We start from the raw sequence: 18490 nt of genomic DNA on the forward strand, positions 1-18490 counted from the left end.
TAGCGGCCGTCAGAAGGACACGGGGGGGCACGATCATCGATCTAACAAGGGAGATGATCGAACTCCTGCTCAGAAAGAAGGCGATAAAAGCAAACGCAAGTAGCTAGCTTGGCTGATGAAGCGGCCGGCGTTGAGTCGCGAAAGACGTCCATCTGCGCAGCGCCATCAAGCCAAGTGGTCGCGATCCGGCGTTCGGCCAATGCTGCATAGTTTGGTTTGAGTTCGCATAGGATCGACTTGCGTCCTTCTTGGATCGCGACAACTGCTGTGGTACCGGCGCCTCCGAACGGGTTCAGTACCACGCCACCTCACGGCGCGGCCACCAGCAGTCCGGGCCGTTGTCGGTGTCGTGGATCGACAGGCAAAACCAGCCTTCGCCATCTGGACGATCCGGGTTCCAGTAGCTGCAATCCGAATCGCCCGCGTCGAAGTAGCGGTCGGATATTGCTTGGTCGCTGTGGTACTCAAGCTCGACCATCTTCACTTGCAGGCCTTGCTCGGCGATCCAGGCTTTGCATTTCTCGCCGTCGTCCTCATCAAAATCAGGCCCGTCGGGGTGTTGGAACATGCCGTCTTCATCGCGCACGACGGGTGCCGGCTGAATCAGTTTATCTTTTCCATAGTCGACTCGTCCTTGCCGCTATAGCGGCTGACTTTGAAGGGGGATGGGGTTGCGGTTTAGGATCGGGCTTACGTTGGCCGATATCTGAGTACGCTGATTTGAAAACTAACTGAATGGAGTATTAGGTTTGAGAGCGGTCAATCGAGTTATGGAGGTTTTGAGGCGCTGTCAGTACTGGTTGCTCTTGCTCATGACCACGGCCTCGCTTCTAAACGTCTGTATTCGGTTCATTGGAGATTGGAAGAGTTTTTGGACTGTGCTTCTTATTCAGGTGTTTTTTGGTCAAGCAGTGTTCGCATTTATAAGGGGATCAGCCATTCACGTTGCGCCTGGCGGACGTCTTTCCAAGGACGCGGATCCAGTTGGCCGTGCTGGATTAGCGGCATTTTCACTCGCAGTTTATTTTTTAGCTTTTGGTTACGAGCCTACAAAGCAAGAACAATCAATCTATGAGAAAAGAGCCTCGGATTGGGCAATGCCTGCGCGCGAAGAGATTGGCAGGTCGGCTGAGCAGCAGTAATTGATAGTGGTGCATGCTGCTGATCCTTTCGCAGGTCTAACGGTCAAACCCTGCTCCGATACCCAGGCCTTGCACTTGTCGCCGTCACCCTCTTCGAAGGGCATATCCGGATGTTGGAACGAACCCATTTCGTCGCGCACGACTGGGGCTGGCTGAATCAGTTTTATCATTTCCATGTTCGAGTTCGTCCTTGCCGCTATAGCGGTTGGCTTTGAAGGGGGAGGGAGTTACTGCTGGGGGAAAGGGTACCCACTCTACTGCCCTGGCCAATGAACTGTTCACGGCAATCAGCATGGCCCGACCTAAGCAACTACGACGTGGCGGTGCATCGCAGGGGGGAGGCGTTCAATATTGCGTCCGATTGCCTAAAACCGGGTTGCTCATCTGGAATTGATGGCACGACGCGTCTGGATCAATATCGATTCGTACACTTCTGACACTGGTAGCCTCTACCCACTTCGGAACGGTGAGTAGGTTTAACATGTATTCTCCTGTGCGCAGTTGAAGCCTGGCGCTGTGGGGTTCGTCGTAAGAGTTCATACCTTCAGCTAGCCAAAAAATTTGAACAGGAACCGATGGAGCTCCATCCGAGCATGAAAAGTCGACGTTAAGATACTGCGCTGATGCGGCGGTTGCTGGAGATGACAGGGCGAAGTCGATGAAGGCGTCGTCCCCGCTAATTGTGTAATTGGTGTCAGAGGCTCCGGGAGTCAGGTGATTGACGACTATTGGAGTCGCGGTTACGTTGGCCTGAAATCCACTGTCTTTTTTCACAAAGCTTGGTGGCGGCGGAAGGGTAAATACCTCTGTTCTGGCGCTGCGTTCCACCACAGTGACAAATACATAGTCTGGTTGCCATTCATCAACCAGCTTCGCGAATGATCCTCCAGGTTTCAACGCTTCGGACCAATGAAGCTGCATCACTTCACTAAAAGTCGCAGCCATCAATTGAGACATGCCTCCGCCAAACGAATCACGCAACCAAAGAACCTTTTTGTTGTTCAAGGCGCTGCTGGACTTCACCAGGAGGGGGGTCATTGAGTAGTCGATGAGTTCGTTCGGGCCGGTGCTCAGTATTCTTCCAGTGTTGAAATCAACTTGCGTGATACTGATCGGGAGATCGAAAAGTCTGAGCGCTGGCGCAACGTCGTCGAGATGTGAACTCATGCGTAGAAAGCTTGAAAGGTCGCCGCCTTTGCGCGACGTTGTCTTTGTGACGTCATAAAGGCTATCCGAAGGCCATTGGAGCTCAGGCACTTCTTGCGCAACGTGGCGTGCAAACTCTTTGAACGCGAGCCCACCACCGATCGCATTCCAGTGCGTATCCGTTTTGAAATACAAATCTCCTCTCGCGGTTTGCTTGGCCTCTCGCAGAGCAGGGCGAAGATCTACATAAAATCTTCCCGAGTCTGCTTCCAGCAATGCGTCGGTAGGGTTGGGCGTGACTGGCGCGGCCCACTTGGGCATGTTTTCAGGGTAAAGAGTGCCTTTGTTGGGACCAATTATCACACGGTATATTTTTACACCGTGGTCGGACAGATAGGCGTTCCAGGCAACCGTAGCGGCTTCGATATTTTTGGCCGTCAATCGATCAGCATCTGTGGCTGGCGTTCGATCGTCGGAGAGCGTGTTGACGTACATATCGCCGAGAAACAACCAGCCATTTCTACCGATAATAACCTGTTGAGGGTCTGTACTGATGCCCAATGGATACAGCACGGTGGCTGCCCAACGGGAGGCAAAGTCCATGTTGTAAAGAAACGCCTTGTCCCGCCAATTGAAATCTTGATTGTGGGGTGCTGTGATTATGTTTTTTGCAGGAATAGCAATGAGTACTGCTAGCACCAAAAATATAAAGACCATTACGTTGCGTTTCATAGAGATGGGTATCAGAAATTAAAGTAAAGGAAGACAGTACTGGTTGCCGCGAGAGAGCAACACATCGCTACCGAGAACAAAATGACGCTGTAGATCATTCTGTATCTTCCGATCATCCCGCTCGAAAGCTCCAGCGAATTCTTCTGCGCGACCAGGAAAAATGCGGCGATGATTGCTGCATAGGCTGGCAGGTGCCCAATTGAGGGGGTGGGCATAATCGTCATCAAGGCATCTGAGAGCTTTCCCCCCCAAGCAAGATCAGACGTTGGTGTCACTGCAGGTGAATCGCCAAATGCTGAGCTGAAGTCGAACATTCCTTGGAGCACCCTCAGGGCGTCGTCCAAAGTTTTCGCACGGAAGAAAACCCAACTGATGTTCACGAACATAAATGTCACTAACCAGCCAAGTGCATCTGGCATCGGTCGGCCGAACCGTTTCCAGAAACGATGAGCGACCAGTGCCGCTCCGTGCAGGGCGCCCCAGATGACAAACATCCAGGTAGCGCCGTGCCAGAGTCCGCCGAGTAAAAAGGTGGCGAATAGGTTCGCGTAAGTACGCAACTCACCGGATCGGTTGCCACCCAGCGGAATGTATAAGTAGTCACGCAGGAAGTTACTCAGTGTGATATGCCAGCGTCGCCAGAAGTCCTGGATGTCCAGCGCCTTATAAGGAGAGTTAAAGTTTATCGGTAACCAGATGTTGAAAAGCAGCGATGCGCCGATGGCCATGTCGCAATAGCCACTGAAGTCAAAGTAGAGCTGAAAGGTGTAAGAGAGGCTTGCTGCCCAGGCCGCATAGAAGTCTAGCGGCTGTCCACCGTCAAAGCCTGCTGAGGCCCACACAGCGAAGTTATCGGCGATAACGACTTTTTTGAAAAGACCAATAGAGAAAATAAATAGCCCTTTCAGAATGTTCGGGTATCGAGGGGCTATCGTCCATCGAGATGAAAACTGAGGCATGATCTGCCGGTGGTGGACAATGGGTCCCGCAATGAGATGGGGAAAGAAGGTCACAAAAAGAGCGTAGTTCAGCAGGTCATACTCTGCAGTTTCACCTCGATAGCTGTCCACCAGATAAACAATTTGAGTGAAGGTGAAGAAACTGATTGCCAGGGGGAGCAGTATATGAGGAAGTTGGAAGCTTGCTTCGAAGGCAGTATTTATGTTGGTCAGTAAAAAGTCAGTGTATTTGAAGTAACCCAAGAGTATTAAGTTTGCGGCGATACCCGTGGCAAGTACGACCCTTCTGTTCACTCCGTGGTGCGGTTTCGTGTCCGTCAGCGAACGGTGGTGTGCCTGAGCCAGGCCAGTACCTATCGCGAAATTGAGAAAAATTGATCCCAGAATCAGCGGCAGATATTGCGCGTCCCAATAGGCATAGAAGAATAGGCTTGCTGCGACTAACCACACTTTTCCGGCAATGATCAGGCGCCTTTCGTTTAACCAAAAATAAATGAAAAACGTGATGGGTAAAAATAGAAATATGAACTGCCACGAGCTGAAAATCATGGGTTTTGAGGCCGATTATAGTTAATTGGATTTAGCCGAATCGAGCCAGGGCAGTATATTGAAAACGCCAGGCAAATTCGGGCGCTATGGTATAGCGCTGGGAAAGGTCAAAGCGAGCGTATTTTTCCAGCACACAGAACGTTGAAAATCATCGTGTTGTTTAACGATTGCGGCGTTCTGCCAAGAGACTGCCTACGACATATCTCAAAGCCTTAGCCGATAAGAGGCAATGGAGTGAGACGCTCAACTGCTCTACAGCATCCCCCATTCAGACCATGCACCCCGACGATTCCCTTAGACCGTCGCACGCTCCAAACCTAAAGGAGCGCCGTTTCGTGCGCGTTCCCCAGACGAGTAGAAGGTGCCGCGATGGAGTTTGCATTCAGCGACGAACAGGAAATGATCCGTGAATCGGCGCGACTCGTGCCTAGGGCCGGAGCTGAAAATAGCAATCGCTTAGCCAAACGATGCCGGCGGCGAAGATCTATGGCAGATAAGTTCTACGGCTGACATGAAAAAGCCCACCTGAACAGGTTGGGCTTTTTTGCGAAAAAAAACTACGGTTTCGGCGCTTTCTTAATGTCCTCCGAATCACTCGACGTCGCAGCATCCTTCGCCGTCTCATGGGATTGCGCGCCAGCATTCCCACCGGAAGATTCTTCACCTTTTTTGCTGGCCTTTTCGTCGTTGGCTTTCGAGCTTTTCGACTGATTGACCCCCGGCATGGCGGTTGGCGGCGCAGCGAATCCCGCCGTGTTTTGTTCACTTGCCAAGACGTAAACAGGGCCGGCCACAAGCAGGCTGGCGAGCGACAGGGCGGCAATTTTCTTGTTCATGGTCTGAGCCTTCCACGCTGGGGATGTACTGCATTGGAAGTGTCTCGCAGGCAAAGGTGCGTCGCGTAGGACGAGCGGTAGACATCACCGTCCTTTTATCTGTCTGAAAAAATCCTCAATAGGCGGCAAATTGCTGGCCCCCTGATCGGAAACATCCAGTCAAAATCGCCTTTTTTTCAAAAGGTTAGGTTGGCTATATGCGGACGATTGCCATCACCGTTGCAACGCTTTCCCTGGCTGCTTTTGCTTCGACTGTCGAGGCGAAAGAGATTAGCAAGAGTCATCAGTTTGCCTGCACCTGGGGCTCGGACATGGCTGCCGGAGCGCAGCAGTCCAAGCTGTCTGGCGTTTCTTTATATGGCGCGCGCAAGCAATTGCAGGTGCGCAAGTTTAAGCAACCGTGGATGCGCATGACCGCGATGGGGATCACCGAGCAGACCTACAACAGCAGCTCAAAGCTCAAACCGGCGGCGATCAAGCAAATTTATTACGAACAGTGCATACGCCACGAATTGGCCCAGCGTTAACGCAAAAAGCCCAACCTGAACCGGTTGGGCTTTTTCATGCCTCACACAACGTCAGTGTCACTTTTCGCTTTCGCAATTGACCATCCACGACACGCCAAAACGATCGACCAGCATGCCAAAACGCGCGGCCCAGAAGGTCGCTTCCAGTGGCATATCGACGCGACCATCCTTGGCCAATGCGTTAAACACGCGCTCGGCTTCGGCGATGCTGTCGACGTTCAATGAAATCGAGCAGCCGCTCATGCCTTGGGTCGGGCGGTCGGGCGTGGTGTCCGAGGCCATGATCATCTGATCACCGACCTTCAGGCAGGTGTGAATCACCAGATGGTGATGTTCTTTGGGCACGTGCTCGGCGGCGGGTGTTTCGCCGAAGGTCATCATCGCCTCGAGCTTTCCCTGCAAGGCTTGTTCGTAAAACGTGAACGCTTCGCGGCAGTCGCCGTTGAAGATCAGGTACGGGTTGATTCTCATGTCTCTGCTCCCGGCAGTAGCGCGGAGAGCGGCGGTTATTCGCCAGGTTCCGCGTTGGGCGGTTAAAACATAGCAGAGCGTTGGACGTCGGGAAGGGCGGAGTTTTCCAGATGTATTCGTTCTCAAAAACGTCTGGTTTAGCGCTGTCTGAATCCAGGTCAGGAATCGCCTGAGCTTTTTAACAAAGCAGGCCCGGCCATGCGGGGAGCGGGTTTGGATTGCATCAGGCTGTCCAGCGCTTTGCGATAACTTTGACCGCCGAGCGCCATGCTGTTGTTGTGCGTTGCTCCCGGCACCAACAGCAGACGCTTGGGTTGTTGCGCGGCATTGAACAGTTGCTCACTGAAACGCGGTGGCACGAAAGCGTCGGCCAAACCGTGTACCACCAACAAAGGCATATGAATGTCGGCAATCTTGTCGATCGAATCGAATTTCTGCGAGAGCAACCAGCGCACTGGTAGCGAGGTGTTGGCCACAGACGCGGCGACGTCCGCCAGTGTGGTGAAGGTCGATTCAATCACCAATCCACGAACCGGCAGCGGTGTGTGATTAAGCTCGGCGTCCTGGCCAAGTTCTGCAGCCAGATCGATCGCCACTGCGCCGCCAAGAGAGTGGCCGTAGATCAGGCGTTTGTTCGGATCCGGTTGCAGCAGTTTGAAGCGCTCCCAGGCGACGCGGGCATCTTCGTAAACGCTGCTTTCCGACGGCAGATCACCGTGGCTCTGGCCGAAACCGCGATAGTCGATGGCCAGCACCGAGTAACCCGCTGCGCGCAATTGCTCAATGCGGAACAACTGCCCAGTCAGGTTCCAGCGCACGCCGTGCAAATAGAGAATGGCCGGGGCATTGGCTTTTTCCGCCGGCCACCACCACGCGTGAATGTTTTGCCCGGCCTTGAAGCTCTTTGGTTGCAGGTCGAGTTCCTGCACGCTGCCGGGCAAGCCGTGATACCAGCCGGCCGTGCCCGGTTCGATGCGAAACAGCAGTTTGCGTTCGGTGTGTTCGAGCACGGCACAACTCGTTGGCACGCCGATAATCAGCGCGGCCATGCAGGCGAACGCCAGACGGCGGCGGCGCAGACGAGTCATGAAGGACTGGAACATTAAACGTTTCACCACGCAGACAAAGAACGCTTTTTACCAGAACCCTCGGTCTGCGCGTGACAATTTCGACCAGCGCCCGTGGGCAACGATTACAAAATGCTGCAACGGCTTAAATCACCCGCAACACGATCTTGCCGATATGGTCGCCGGCCTCCATGTGCGCGTGGGCCTGGGCCGCGTCGGCGAGCGGGTAGACCTTGTCGATGATCGGCAGGCAGCGCCCGGCAGCCAGTGCCGGCCAGACGTGCTCGCGCAGTTGGCTGGCGATCTCGGCTTTTTCCGCCGCAGTGCGGGCGCGCAGCAGCGAACCGGTGATCACCGCACGTTTGGCCATCATTGCCAGCAGATCGAAGTCATTGGCACGGGCGCCGCCGAGGAAACCGAGCATCACCAGACGGCCGTCCATCGCCAGCGCGCTGACATTACCGTTGAGGTACGAGCCACCCATGATGTCGAGAATCGCATTCACGCCTTTGCCGTCGGTCTTCTCGGCGATCACCGCGGCGAAATCCTCTTCGCGATAGTTGATCGGCTGGCCGCCGAGTTTGCTGATTGCCGCGCATTTGTCAGCGCTACCGGCGGTGGCAAAGGTTTCGATGCCGAATTCGCGGCAGAGCATCAGCGCGGTCGTACCGATGCCGCTGGTGCCGCCGTGAATCAGCACACGTTGACCACGGCTGGCAGCCCCGAGCACGAACAGATTGGCCCATACGGTGAAGAAGGTTTCCGGGATCGCTGCCGCTTGAATCCAGTCGATGCCGTCGGGAATCGGCAAGGTCTGGCCTGCTGCAACCGCGCAGTACTCGCCGTAGCCGCTGCCGTTGGTCAACGCGCAAACCCGGTCGCCCACGGCAAACTGGCTGACGCCGGCGCCCAGCGCCACGACCTCACCGGCCACTTCGAGCCCGGGAATCGGATCCATGCCAGGCTTCATCGGGTATTTGCCGGCACGTTGCAGGGCGTCGGGACGGTTGACGCCGGCGGCATGTACGCGGATCAGTACTTGGCCTTCAGCGGCGACTGGCAACGGTACGCGTTTGGGTTGCAGGACTTCCGGGCCACCGGGTTCGGTGATTTGAATTTGGGTCATTTCGTTAGGCAAAGACATGCAGAGTCCTCTCAGAAGGTTTGTGTAAATGGGAGTGCTGCGTCGATCAATAAATTCAGGTCAATCCCCGCACCCCTGTAGGAGTGAGCCTGCTCGCGATGGCGTCGGGGCAGTCGATGCAGGGTTGCCAGACACACCGCGTTCGCGAGCAGGCTCACTCCTACATTGTTTTGTGCGTGTCCAAAGGTTCATGGCTAGCTCCAGGATGAGCGCCAGCGCAATCGCACCAGCAGCAATCACAAACAGCAACGCGTGATGGCCGCCCGTGGCATTGAACAGCGCCGAATAGGCAAACCCGGCCAACGCCTGAAACGTGGCAAACGATACCGTGGCGCGGCTCCAGGCGATTTGCTGGCGATGATGATTCGGCACCAGTTCATGCACCCGAGCCAGGGCCAGCGGCACGATGCCCGGCGGGAATGAGCCGAGAATCACCGCGAGCAGCGCCAGTGCCAGAAAGGAATGCGAAACCGCCAGCAGCCCCAGCGTGATCGCCTGCACGACGAGCACCAGCCGAATACTTTTACGTGCGCCGAATCGATCCGCCAGAAAGCCATAACTCACCGGCCCGACAATCGCGCCCACGCCATACATCACCCACACCAACGCGCCGACATGCGCCCCGGCACCGAGTCCACGCGCCACGTAATCCACCAGAAAAACCATCGCCGGCACCAGACCCGCCGCCATGAAGGCGTATTGAGCGAACAGCAGATAAACGCCGGGCGGAGTCGCTTGAGTCGCCGCCACCTCATGTGAGGCGGTCGGCTGCGGCAGATCCGCAGGCCAGCCGAACCAGCTCAACGCCGTCAGTACCAGCGACAAAGCGCCCAGTCCCAGCCAAGTCGCCTGCAGACCCAAACTCAACAGCGGCGGCACAATCGTCCCCGAGCCGGCGATGCCCAAACCGATCCCCAGAAAAATCGCGCCACTGGCCAGCCCTTTGCGCGCGGCCGGCACATGCGGCAGCACGGTCGCAGCCACCAGCACCATGATCGCGCCACCGGCAATCCCCGACAGCAGTCGCCAGCCGAAAAACCAGCTCACTGACAGCGGATAGGCACAGGCGAAAAATGCCGCAGTCACCGCGAACATCATCAGGCGCAGCGCATTTTTGTTGCCAAGTTGCCGCGCCACAGGACGGCCGAGCAGGGCACCGATCAAATAGCCGACAAGGTTGGCGGCGCCGAGGTACACGACGTCGTTGGCAGAAAACCACTGCGCTTGAATCAGCGCAGGAATCAGCGGTGTGTAAGCAAACCGCGCCAGCCCGATGCTGACCAGGCTGGCGCAGAGTCCGGCGAAGATCGGCAGCCAGAGGCCGGTGGATGATGAAGTACGCATGAGAGCGATCTCGAGGAAGGTATATGGCGCTGAGGATATCGGCTATCGTTGCTGCATTCGCGCAGCGATTAAGCGGCGCACTGATGCGGAATTGCATCATCAGGAGACAGCATGAATTGGGATGATGCGCGGGTGTTTCTCGCGGTTTGTCGCGAGTCGACGTTACGCGGCGCAGCGCGGGTGCTGGGAGTTGATCAAGCGACAGTAGGGCGACGCATCACTGCGCTGGAAAAGTCCTTGAGTGCGACGTTGTTCCTGCGCACCTCCGACGGTTACGCGTTGACGGCGGTGGGTGAGGCCGCGCTGAAGAACGTGGAGAAAATGGAGCACTCGGCGCTGGAGCTTGAGCGACAGATTCAGGGGCTCGACGACCGCCTGACCGGCAATGTGCGCGTCAGCACTACCGATTCGCTGGCCATCGACTTTCTGATTCCGGCCATTGCCCGCCTGCACGAACTGCACCCGGACGTACGCGTGCAACTGGACGCGTCCACGCAGATTCTCAGCCTGGCCAAGCGCGAGGCGGACATCGCCGTGCGCAATACGCGGCCGGACAATCCTGATCTGATCGCCCGGCGGATTGCCCGCTGGCCGGTGGGTTTGTTCGCTTCGCAAGCGTACGTCGATGCCAAGGGCATTCCGCAACCGGGCTCGGCGTTCGAGGGGCATGATCTGGTGGTCTATCAGCCGTATCTGCAGGGCAATAAAGACCTGACGCTGGTCTCTGAACCGATGACTCGCGGGCGGATTGTTGCCGGGCTGGGTTCCAGCTTATTGGTGCGCCGTGCGATGGCGGCCGGTCTCGGTGTAGGAGAAATTCCCGTGTACATGGGCGAGCGCGATGGATTGGTCAGGCTCTGGCCCGAACGTACTCGGCCGTTACCGTATGACGTGTGGCTGGTGACCCACGCGGATCTGCGCCATACCGCGCGGGTGAGGGCGGTGATCGAGCAGATTGTCAGTGTGTTTGCAGCTGAGAATGACTAGATGCAAGGGCTACGTCTTCTGACGAAACGGCCTACAAAACAGGCAGAATCGGCTGGCTTGTCAGCCGACTGGGCGGGTTCTATCGTTACGACAGCTCGGTGAGAGGCCAAAGGCTCGCACTGATGTGGAGTACCAGGGACGGTATCGGTAGACCCAGGAAGGTGTCGAATTGAAAACTACGGAATTCAGCCAAAACTTAATCAGTGACCTGTCGAGACAAGGTCGGAATACCCAAACCATGAGTGCAATCAGTCGCGAAGAATTCAATGCAAAGATAGAAACCATCGAAGCCAGAATGGATGCTCGGCTTGAGGGCGTGTCGGCGAGATTCGATGCCTTTCTTTCGGCCCAGGCCGAGCGGGACAATACTCGATTGGAGCGGGATCAGACTCAAGCAGAGCGCGATAAACGCTATGATTTGATGTGGGCCGGAGTGCAAAAAATCGCCGAAGAGTCGAAAGAAGCCATCAAACAGGCCTCGACTGTGAAGGCTAATTACTGGGCAGCGACTGCCGTACATTTTTTCGGAGTGATCACCATCGTTGTGGCCGCGCACTTCGCCAATCAAGCCGCCGTGCTGACTACCCTGCAGACTACGCTCGCAGCAATTCAACTGGGCAAAGACATCAGCGTGCAAAAGCCGGCCTCGTTGCAAATGCCGGTACCACCCCAATGAAAAACGGCCTTCAAAAGAAGGCCGTTTCTGTTGGCGTTGAAATACTGCTTATGGCATCTGCGGCAATTCCTGCGGCCGCAAGTCAAACACCAGCACCTCGGCGTCTACGCCATTGCTCAAGGTCAGTGCCTGTTCCTCACGAACCCGCACACCATCGCCTTCCTGCAATTGCACGCCATTGAGTTCAACGCTGCCCCGTGCCACATGCACGTAAGCATAACGGTCAGCGGCCAGTTTCAGTGTGGCGCTTTCCTTGCCATCGAACAGGCCGGCATACACTCGCGCATCCTGGCGCACTTTCAGCGATCCATCTTTGCCGTCCGGCGAGATGATCAATTGCAGGCGACCGCGTTTTTTCTCGGCGCTGAAATGCTCCTGCTGATAACGCGGTTTGGCGCCACTGACTTCCGGCACAATCCAGATTTGCAGGAAGTGCACAGGCTTGGTCGCCGAGTGGTTGAACTCGCTGTGCGCCACGCCGCTGCCGGCGCTCATCAGTTGCACATCGCCGGGGCGGATGACCGAACCGGTGCCCAAGGTGTCTTTGTGTTCCAGCGCGCCTTCCAGCACGTAGGAAAAGATCTCCATGTCGCGGTGCGGGTGTTGGCCGAAACCCTTACCGGCAGCAACGCGGTCATCGTTGATCACCAGCAGGTCAGAGAAACCCTGTTCACGCGGGTCGCGGTAGCTGGCGAAGGAAAAGGTGTGGAACGACTTCAACCAGCCATGATTGGCGAGGCCACGATCGGAGGCTTTGCGAAGAGTCAGCATGATGAAATCTCCTTACGGGACGTTAATTCGTCCGAGTGAGGAGAAGGTTACTGGTAATTGCCATGTGCAATAAGTAGATGAAAATTGAAAGACTGTCCTGATCAGGTTGACAGTTTTGCGCGGTGGTTCACGCATTTTTTCCGACGTCTGCGCTGCAGTTGGCCATAATGCCTCGCGTATCCGGTGCGTCTTTCTTTCTTTGAACTCAGTGAAATCTTCCATGAAAACCGTGGCAATGGTGCTGTTCCCCGACTTTCTTCTGCTGGACATGGCCGGGCCAATGGAAGTGTTTTCGGTCGCCAACCGCTTTTTGAAGGCTGAAGCACATTACCAATTGACCACTCTGGGTACCGAGCCCGGCCCCCTGCGCGCTTCAAATGGCGTGTTGGTACACGCCGACCGCCATATTGAGCAGACAGACGAGTACTACGACTTGCTGTTGGTGCCGGGCGGCCCCGGTGCCTACAACGACAAGTCTCCGCCGTTGCTCAATTGGTTGAAGGGCGCGGTCAGTCGGGCCGAGCGTTACGGGTCAATCTGTACCGGTGCATTTGTGCTGGGACACGCCGGGTTGCTCGACGGCTATCGCGTGACCACCCACTGGAATTACACCGAACGTCTAATCAGGGGATTTCCCAAGGCAGACGTCGCGACCGATCAGATTTTCGTCGAGGATCGCAACTTGATCACTTCTGGCGGGGTCACGGCGGGCATCGATCTGGCGTTGGCCGTAGTCGCTCAAGACCACGGCAAGACGCTCGCGCAGAATGTCGCCAAAGTGTTGCTGGTCGTCATGAAACGCCAAGGTGGTCAGGCGCAGTTCAGCCCATTGATGGCAGCGGTTGCGCCGCAGGAAACGCCGATTACCCGCGTGCAGAATTACGTCCTTGAACACCTCGACGAGGCTTTCACCATCGAGCGCATGGCAGGGTTGGCGAACATGAGTGCGCGGCATTTCGCGCGCCTGTTCAGCCGTGACGTCGACATGACGCCGATGGAGTTTCTGCAAAGTGCGCGCATCGATTGCGCGCGTAATTTGCTGGAGACCAGCGATTTGCCGCTGAAAACCGTGGCTTACAAAAGTGGTTTCGGCAGCGTCCGCCATATGCGTTTTCTGTTTGCAGAAAAGCTCGGTCTGACCCCCGCGCAGTACCGCGAACAGTTCAGCTAGAGCGGTTCTGTCCGTTTCGCGCACTCGGAAGTCCGTGTTGCGCCCCGCGTGGCAGTTGTACCGTCACTTGAGGCTGCCAAGATGATGGCATGAACAGCCCCATCGATTTGACCTCGGCGTCAGTGCTGCATTTTGGCCCTTACGCGTTTCACTTGCGCCAGCGGCTGATCCTGGAAGGGGATCGGCAATTGCGCATGGGCGGGCGTGCGCTGGACATTCTGCAAGTGCTGGTCGAGCGCGCCGGTCGAGTGGTCAAGAAGGAGCACTTGATTGCGCTGGTCTGGCCGACGTCGGTGGTCGAAGAGATCAATTTGCGCGTGCACATTGCCGCGCTGCGCCGGGCGCTGGGTGACGGTGAAAATGGCCAGCGCTACATCGTCAACGTGCCGCAATGCGGTTACAGCTTCGTCGCCCCGGTGCAGGGCGACAATACCGCGCAAGTGGTGTTCGAAACTGTGCAAGCGCCCCAGCACAATCTGCCGGCACGCCTGACGCCGGTGACCGGCCGCGATTCGTTAGTCGGTTCGATGGTGCGCCAATTGCCACTGTGCCGGTTGATGAGCGTGACGGGCCCGGCCGGGGTCGGGAAGTCCACGGTGGCTTTGCGCGCGGCCGAGTTGTTGCTGCAGCACTTTCGCGATGGCGTGTGGCGGGTGGATCTGGCGCTTGTCGACGATGGCACTGCGCTGTTTGATCACGTTTTGCTCACGCTAAATACCGATCTCGCCACGTTGGCCAGTCGTCACACGCTGTTGCTGTTCGACAACTGCGAGCATCTGCGCGACGCCTGCAAGTCTGTGGTGGAGAAACTGCTGAATGCGGCGCCGCGTTTGTCGATCCTCGTGACCAGCCGCGAAGCGCTGCAAGCCGATCTGGAAACCGTGCAGCACCTGCCACCTCTGAGCCTTCCCCCGTCGAGCGCGCTGGACAGCGTCGAAGAAACCATGGGTTATTCGGCGGTGCAGCTGTTTGTCAGCCGCGCCCGCGCACGTCAGCAGGGGTTTTGCCTGCGGCTGCAGGATCTGGAAGTCGTGCGCGATATCTGTCGACGCCTCGACGGTTTGCCGTTGGCGATAGAACTGGCGGCAGCGCAAATCGATGCGCTGGCGCTGGTGGGGTTGCAGGCGCAATTGAGTAATTGTCTGCAACTTCAGGGGCGACGCACTGCTGAGCCAAGGCATCAGACCCTGCAAGCCGCGCTGGACTGGAGCTATCAGCGCTTGAGCGAACAACAGCAGCGGGTGCTGCAACGTTTGTCGGTGTTCAAAGTGGCTTTTACGCTTGAGGCGGCGCTGGCGGTGCTCGCCGAGGCACACGGGCAGTTGATCATTGATCAACTGGTGCAGAAGTCATTACTAACGGTAAAGCGCGGGGAGGGGGCGTTGCACTATCGAATGCTCAACACCACTCGGTTGTACGCGCGGGCAAAACTCATCAGCGGTGATTTTGAACATCGCCATCTACATTTTCTGCGGCGGTCATCCCGGGTTTCAGGCTTGCGTTTGATTGCGCAACTTGTCGAGTAGCTGGCGCACTTTGCGCAAGTCCGGGGTGGCGTAGCCTTCGGTGAAACGTTGGTAGATCGGGGTCAGCAGATCAAGGGCCTCGAGGTAGCGCGATTGTTGCTGCCAGAGCTGGGCCAGTGACATGGCGCTGCGTAGCTCCCAGGCCAGTGCGCCTTGGGATTGGGCGATGGACAGGGCCTGCAGCAGGATGTGTTCTGCTTCTTGGGATTTTGTGGTGATCGGGCTAATGCCTTCGCGAGCAAGCCCGCTCCCACAGGGATCTATGCCTGACACAAATCCAATGTGGGAGCGGGCTTGCTCGCGAAGAGGCCAGTCCAGACACTGCAAATCTTCAGCCAAAAGCTGCTCCGCCCGAGCCCGCAATATCTCCGCCGTGCTCCAACCCGCCGCACCACTGCGCGCCCGCTCCAGCAACGCATCTTCCACAAAACCACTGTCCAGCGTCACCATGATTTCCCGGATCAACCCGCCACCCTCCGCCCGCACAACCGTCGGCGTCTCAGCATCAATCACCTGCGCGTAATGCCGCCCCCACGTATGAAACAGCAGCACCGAATGCTTCTGCGATTGCTCCAGCAGCAGACGCAACAAGGCCCGCGCGTTCTGTTGGTCACCGTTGTAATGCGCGATCAGACAAGTGGCCAGCGCCAGGGTGTAGCAAATCGAGGTGCCATGATTGATCTGCACCGCGATGTCCAGCGCCTGCCGCGCCGTATTCCACGCCTGTTCGGGAAAACCCTGCAACCACAACACGCGGGCGAGTACGGTCAGCGAAGCGACGCTCTGGTCGTATTGCACGCCGAACCCGTGGGTAAAGCGATTGAGGTGACCGCTCTGCGCCATGCGCTGAATCACTTGTTCGGCGTGGATGCGCGCCTGCGTCTGGTCGCCGGCGTAGTGCAGCGCCAGCACGCGCAAACGGTGAGTACTTAATGTCAAAAGCGGATCGCCGTGCAGGCCGAGGCGATCGAATTGTTCGCTCTGCTCAAGAGCCATTTGGTAATGCCCACAACTGAGATTGACCGCCATGTGCCCCGACACCGCCCGCAGTTGCCCGGCGACATCGCCATGCTGATGGGCCAGCGCAGTGGCACTGGCGAAAGCCTCAATGGTTTCCGGGGTGCCACCCCAAGTGTGATAACAGGCGCTGCCGAGTGCGAGATTCAAGGCAATTTGCAGACGCGGACACGGCGTCTCGGCATCCTCCAGCAAAGCCAGCGCCTGACGCACGTAACCGCCGTATTCCTTGAGCAGCGACAGTTCCTGCCATAACGGCGCGGAAGCGGCGGCCAATCGAATCGCCAGATCATCCGGGCCGTCACCGTTCAGGCTCCAGTCCAGCGCCGCGCGCAAATCTTCCAGACCTCGCGCATAGCGCTCGATCCACAGCGTGGTCGGCGTGTGTTCCCAAGCGCTCTGCGCCTGATGCATCAGCGCCAGACAGCGCTCCGCGTGGCGCTTGCGGGTCTGTCCAAGCTCGCCCGACATATAGAGTTTTTCCAGGGCATAACGGCGAGTGGTGTCGAGCAAACGGTAGAACACCTCTTCATCGCCGACTTCAACGTTCAGCAGTGATTTGGCGACCAATTGCGTGATCGAGCCAAATACCTCACCGGGCGTGAGGTGCTGGCCACCAATGACTGCCGCAGCGGACTCTAGCGTGAAGCCGCCGCGAAACACCCCCAGCCGGCGCAAGCAGGTTTGCTCACAAGCGGTGAGCAAATTGAAACTCCAGTCCAGCGTGGCCCGCAGTGTGATGTGACGATCCTGATTGTCCGGCGCCACGGGCGGCAAACGCCCCTGCAACTGCTTCGACAAACCGCTCAATCCCAATTCGCCGATTTGCGCGGCCGCCAACTCCAGCGCCAGCGGAATACCGTCGAGGCGTCGGCAGATTTCAATCGCCAGCGGCAGTTCGGCTTCGCTGATTTCAAAATTTTCGCAAGCGGCCATGGCCCGTTCGACGAACAGTTGCAGGGCTGCAAAACTCAATGCCTGCGCGCGGTCGAGGACGATGTCCGGCGGGCAGTCGAGGGATTCCAGCCGCTGCACATACTCGCCCTCGGCGCGCAGGCTTTCGCGACTGGTCGCCAGAATGTGCACCTGCGGCGCGCCGCGCAAAATGCTCTCGCTGAGCAGGGCGACGGCGTCGATCAAGTGCTCGCAATTGTCGATCACCAGCAGCATTTGCCGATCGCGCAGGGCGTTGATCAGACTGGTCTGCGGATCGTGATCGTTAAGCAACGTGTCGAGAAGGGCAGCCAGGTGCGAGTAGATCATTCGCGGGTCGGACAGCGGTGCCAGATCGAGCAAGCGAATGCCATCGCGATAATGCCCGATCAATTGCTCGGCAACGCGCAGGGCAACCGTGGTTTTGCCGATTCCGCCGGGGCCGACCAAGGTGATGCAGCGCTGACGCGGCAATTGCGTCATCAGGCTGTCGACCAGCATTTGGCGGCCGATCATCCGCGTGCGCCGCAGCGGCAGGTTATGTCGCCCAACGTGCGTGCCAGCGGGTTGTTGATCGATATTCTGTTGCAGAATCGGTGCGACAAAGCTGTAACCCCGCTGCGCCACGGTGACGATGTAGCGCTGACCGGCCTGACCATCGCCGAGTGCCTTGCGCAAGGCGGCCATGTGCACGCGCAAATTGATGTCTTCGACAACGCTGTCCGGCCACACTCCGGCCATCAACGCCTGCTTGCTTACCACTTCGCCAGCGTGCGCCAGCAAAATCAGGAGAATGTCCATGGCCCGGCGACCCAGCCGCAACGGTTGCTCACCCTCAAGCACCAGCCGTTGTGCCGGGTAAATCCGATAAGGGCCGAAGCCGATGGCCTGATTTGACGGAAGACTCAACCACTCACTCCTGCGGTGCTGCAGCGGACAGGACGAAACAGCACTGGGCGAGCGCGCAGGGCGTCTGTTTCGCGGTGTCCGGGCATAATCCTCAGGTTTGAGCATCGGTGCAACGGCTGGTGTGAGTGGTGGGTTCAAAACTTCATGACAGTGGGCGAGGACTTCTCGGTTCACGCATGACCTGGCAGCGCCAGGCGAACGGGTTGATCCCTTCGCTGCGAGTAAAAATATGGCAGAAGTGCGCTTGATCGCAGAAACCGCATTCCAGGCTGATTTGCGTCAGGCTCAGGTCGGTGTGCTGGATCAACAGTTTGGCGCGAGCGAGGCGTTGGCCTCGTATCCAGTCTTGCGGTGAAACGCCAGTGCTGCACTTGAAGGCACGCGAAAAATGACTGCGCGACAACGAGCACGCCTGCGCCAGTTCGGTGACTTCCAGACTTTCGCCGAGACGGTCGAGGATCAGTTGCTTGACCCGCCGCACCCGTTGCGGGCTGAGGCCACCGGTGCGTGGCACGACGGGTTCGCAGGCAGGGGCGAGGGCGACGGTTTGCAGAGAATGAGCCATGGCCAGGATCCGTGTCGG

At 57.4% G+C, this 18490-nt stretch carries 18 protein-coding genes; 6 read left to right on the plus strand and 12 right to left on the minus strand.

Annotated features, from left to right (window positions below):
* Nucleotides 1-41: 41 nt before the first annotated feature.
* Nucleotides 42-302, minus strand: a complete 261-nt coding sequence (locus tag AD669_RS28985; protein ID WP_082341414.1) for a DNA methyltransferase — start codon at nt 300-302, stop codon at nt 42-44.
* Nucleotides 293-568: a hypothetical protein gene (locus AD669_RS09450; RefSeq protein ID WP_053119187.1), complete on the minus strand. Its 276-nt coding sequence runs from the start codon at nt 566-568 to the stop codon at nt 293-295. The genes AD669_RS28985 and AD669_RS09450 overlap by 10 nt, the downstream gene beginning before the upstream one ends.
* Nucleotides 569-812: 244 nt before the next feature.
* On the opposite strand from AD669_RS09450, the gene AD669_RS09455 reads away from it, so the two are divergent.
* The gene (locus AD669_RS09455) at nt 813-1142 is read left to right on the plus strand and encodes a hypothetical protein (RefSeq protein ID WP_256218829.1); all 330 of its coding nucleotides are present in this window, start codon (nt 813-815) and stop codon (nt 1140-1142) included.
* 345 nt (nt 1143-1487) lie between these two features.
* On the opposite strand, the gene AD669_RS09460 is transcribed toward AD669_RS09455, so the two are convergent.
* The 3 genes from AD669_RS09460 to AD669_RS09470 all read right to left on the minus strand — a co-directional run bounded on the left by AD669_RS09460 (nt 1488) and on the right by AD669_RS09470 (nt 5364).
* The gene (locus AD669_RS09460; protein WP_053119010.1) at nt 1488-3020 is read right to left on the minus strand and encodes a hypothetical protein; all 1533 of its coding nucleotides are present in this window, start codon (nt 3018-3020) and stop codon (nt 1488-1490) included.
* Between the two features lie 11 nt (nt 3021-3031).
* Nucleotides 3032-4528 (minus strand): MBOAT family protein, encoded by a 1497-nt coding sequence (locus tag AD669_RS09465; protein WP_053119012.1) that lies wholly within the window; start codon nt 4526-4528, stop codon nt 3032-3034.
* A 557-nt stretch (nt 4529-5085) separates the two neighbouring features.
* Nucleotides 5086-5364: a hypothetical protein gene (locus AD669_RS09470; RefSeq protein ID WP_053119014.1), complete on the minus strand. Its 279-nt coding sequence runs from the start codon at nt 5362-5364 to the stop codon at nt 5086-5088.
* A gap of 197 nt (nt 5365-5561) precedes the next feature.
* Between AD669_RS09470 and AD669_RS09475 the strand changes: the two genes are divergently transcribed.
* On the plus strand, nt 5562-5891 hold the full coding sequence (locus AD669_RS09475; RefSeq protein WP_053119016.1) for a hypothetical protein: 330 nt from the start codon (nt 5562-5564) through the stop codon (nt 5889-5891).
* Nucleotides 5892-5948: 57 nt separating this feature from the next.
* On the opposite strand, the gene AD669_RS09480 is transcribed toward AD669_RS09475, so the two are convergent.
* The 4 genes from AD669_RS09480 to AD669_RS09495 form a co-directional block, all read right to left on the minus strand.
* Nucleotides 5949-6362 carry a VOC family protein gene (locus tag AD669_RS09480; RefSeq protein WP_053119018.1) on the minus strand — a complete coding sequence of 138 codons (414 nt, stop codon included), beginning with the start codon at nt 6360-6362 and terminating at the stop codon, nt 5949-5951.
* 158 nt (nt 6363-6520) lie between these two features.
* Nucleotides 6521-7465 carry an alpha/beta hydrolase gene (locus tag AD669_RS09485; protein WP_053119020.1) on the minus strand — a complete coding sequence of 315 codons (945 nt, stop codon included), beginning with the start codon at nt 7463-7465 and terminating at the stop codon, nt 6521-6523.
* Nucleotides 7466-7574: 109 nt separating this feature from the next.
* On the minus strand, nt 7575-8573 hold the full coding sequence (locus AD669_RS09490) for an NAD(P)H-quinone oxidoreductase (protein WP_053119022.1): 999 nt from the start codon (nt 8571-8573) through the stop codon (nt 7575-7577).
* A gap of 60 nt (nt 8574-8633) precedes the next feature.
* On the minus strand, nt 8634-9917 hold the full coding sequence (locus tag AD669_RS09495; RefSeq protein WP_053119024.1) for a YbfB/YjiJ family MFS transporter: 1284 nt from the start codon (nt 9915-9917) through the stop codon (nt 8634-8636).
* Between the two features lie 111 nt (nt 9918-10028).
* On the opposite strand from AD669_RS09495, the gene AD669_RS09500 reads away from it, so the two are divergent.
* Both AD669_RS09500 and AD669_RS09505 read left to right on the plus strand, forming a co-directional pair.
* Nucleotides 10029-10904: a LysR family transcriptional regulator gene (locus tag AD669_RS09500; RefSeq protein ID WP_053119026.1), complete on the plus strand. Its 876-nt coding sequence runs from the start codon at nt 10029-10031 to the stop codon at nt 10902-10904.
* A 169-nt stretch (nt 10905-11073) separates the two neighbouring features.
* Complete coding sequence (locus tag AD669_RS09505; RefSeq protein ID WP_256218830.1) at nt 11074-11580, plus strand: hypothetical protein; 507 nt, start codon at nt 11074-11076, stop codon at nt 11578-11580.
* 48 nt (nt 11581-11628) lie between these two features.
* Here the strand turns inward: AD669_RS09505 and AD669_RS09510 are convergent, their stop codons facing one another.
* Nucleotides 11629-12351 carry a pirin family protein gene (locus AD669_RS09510; protein WP_053119028.1) on the minus strand — a complete coding sequence of 241 codons (723 nt, stop codon included), beginning with the start codon at nt 12349-12351 and terminating at the stop codon, nt 11629-11631.
* 220 nt (nt 12352-12571) lie between these two features.
* Between AD669_RS09510 and AD669_RS09515 the strand changes: the two genes are divergently transcribed.
* Nucleotides 12572-13522, plus strand: a complete 951-nt coding sequence (locus tag AD669_RS09515) for a GlxA family transcriptional regulator (RefSeq protein ID WP_053119031.1) — start codon at nt 12572-12574, stop codon at nt 13520-13522.
* A gap of 89 nt (nt 13523-13611) precedes the next feature.
* The gene (locus AD669_RS09520) at nt 13612-15048 is read left to right on the plus strand and encodes a winged helix-turn-helix domain-containing protein (RefSeq protein ID WP_053119033.1); all 1437 of its coding nucleotides are present in this window, start codon (nt 13612-13614) and stop codon (nt 15046-15048) included.
* Here the strand turns inward: AD669_RS09520 and AD669_RS09525 are convergent.
* Nucleotides 15013-17907 carry a winged helix-turn-helix domain-containing protein gene (locus AD669_RS09525; RefSeq protein WP_053119035.1) on the minus strand — a complete coding sequence of 965 codons (2895 nt, stop codon included), beginning with the start codon at nt 17905-17907 and terminating at the stop codon, nt 15013-15015. The genes AD669_RS09520 and AD669_RS09525 overlap by 36 nt on opposite strands.
* 142 nt (nt 17908-18049) lie before the next feature.
* The gene (locus AD669_RS09530; RefSeq protein ID WP_053119037.1) at nt 18050-18472 is read right to left on the minus strand and encodes a helix-turn-helix domain-containing protein; all 423 of its coding nucleotides are present in this window, start codon (nt 18470-18472) and stop codon (nt 18050-18052) included.
* Nucleotides 18473-18490 lie beyond the last annotated feature (18 nt).

This window comes from Pseudomonas sp. P1.31 (assembly GCF_001269815.1).
GTDB classification, from domain to species: domain Bacteria; phylum Pseudomonadota; class Gammaproteobacteria; order Pseudomonadales; family Pseudomonadaceae; genus Aquipseudomonas; species Aquipseudomonas rustica.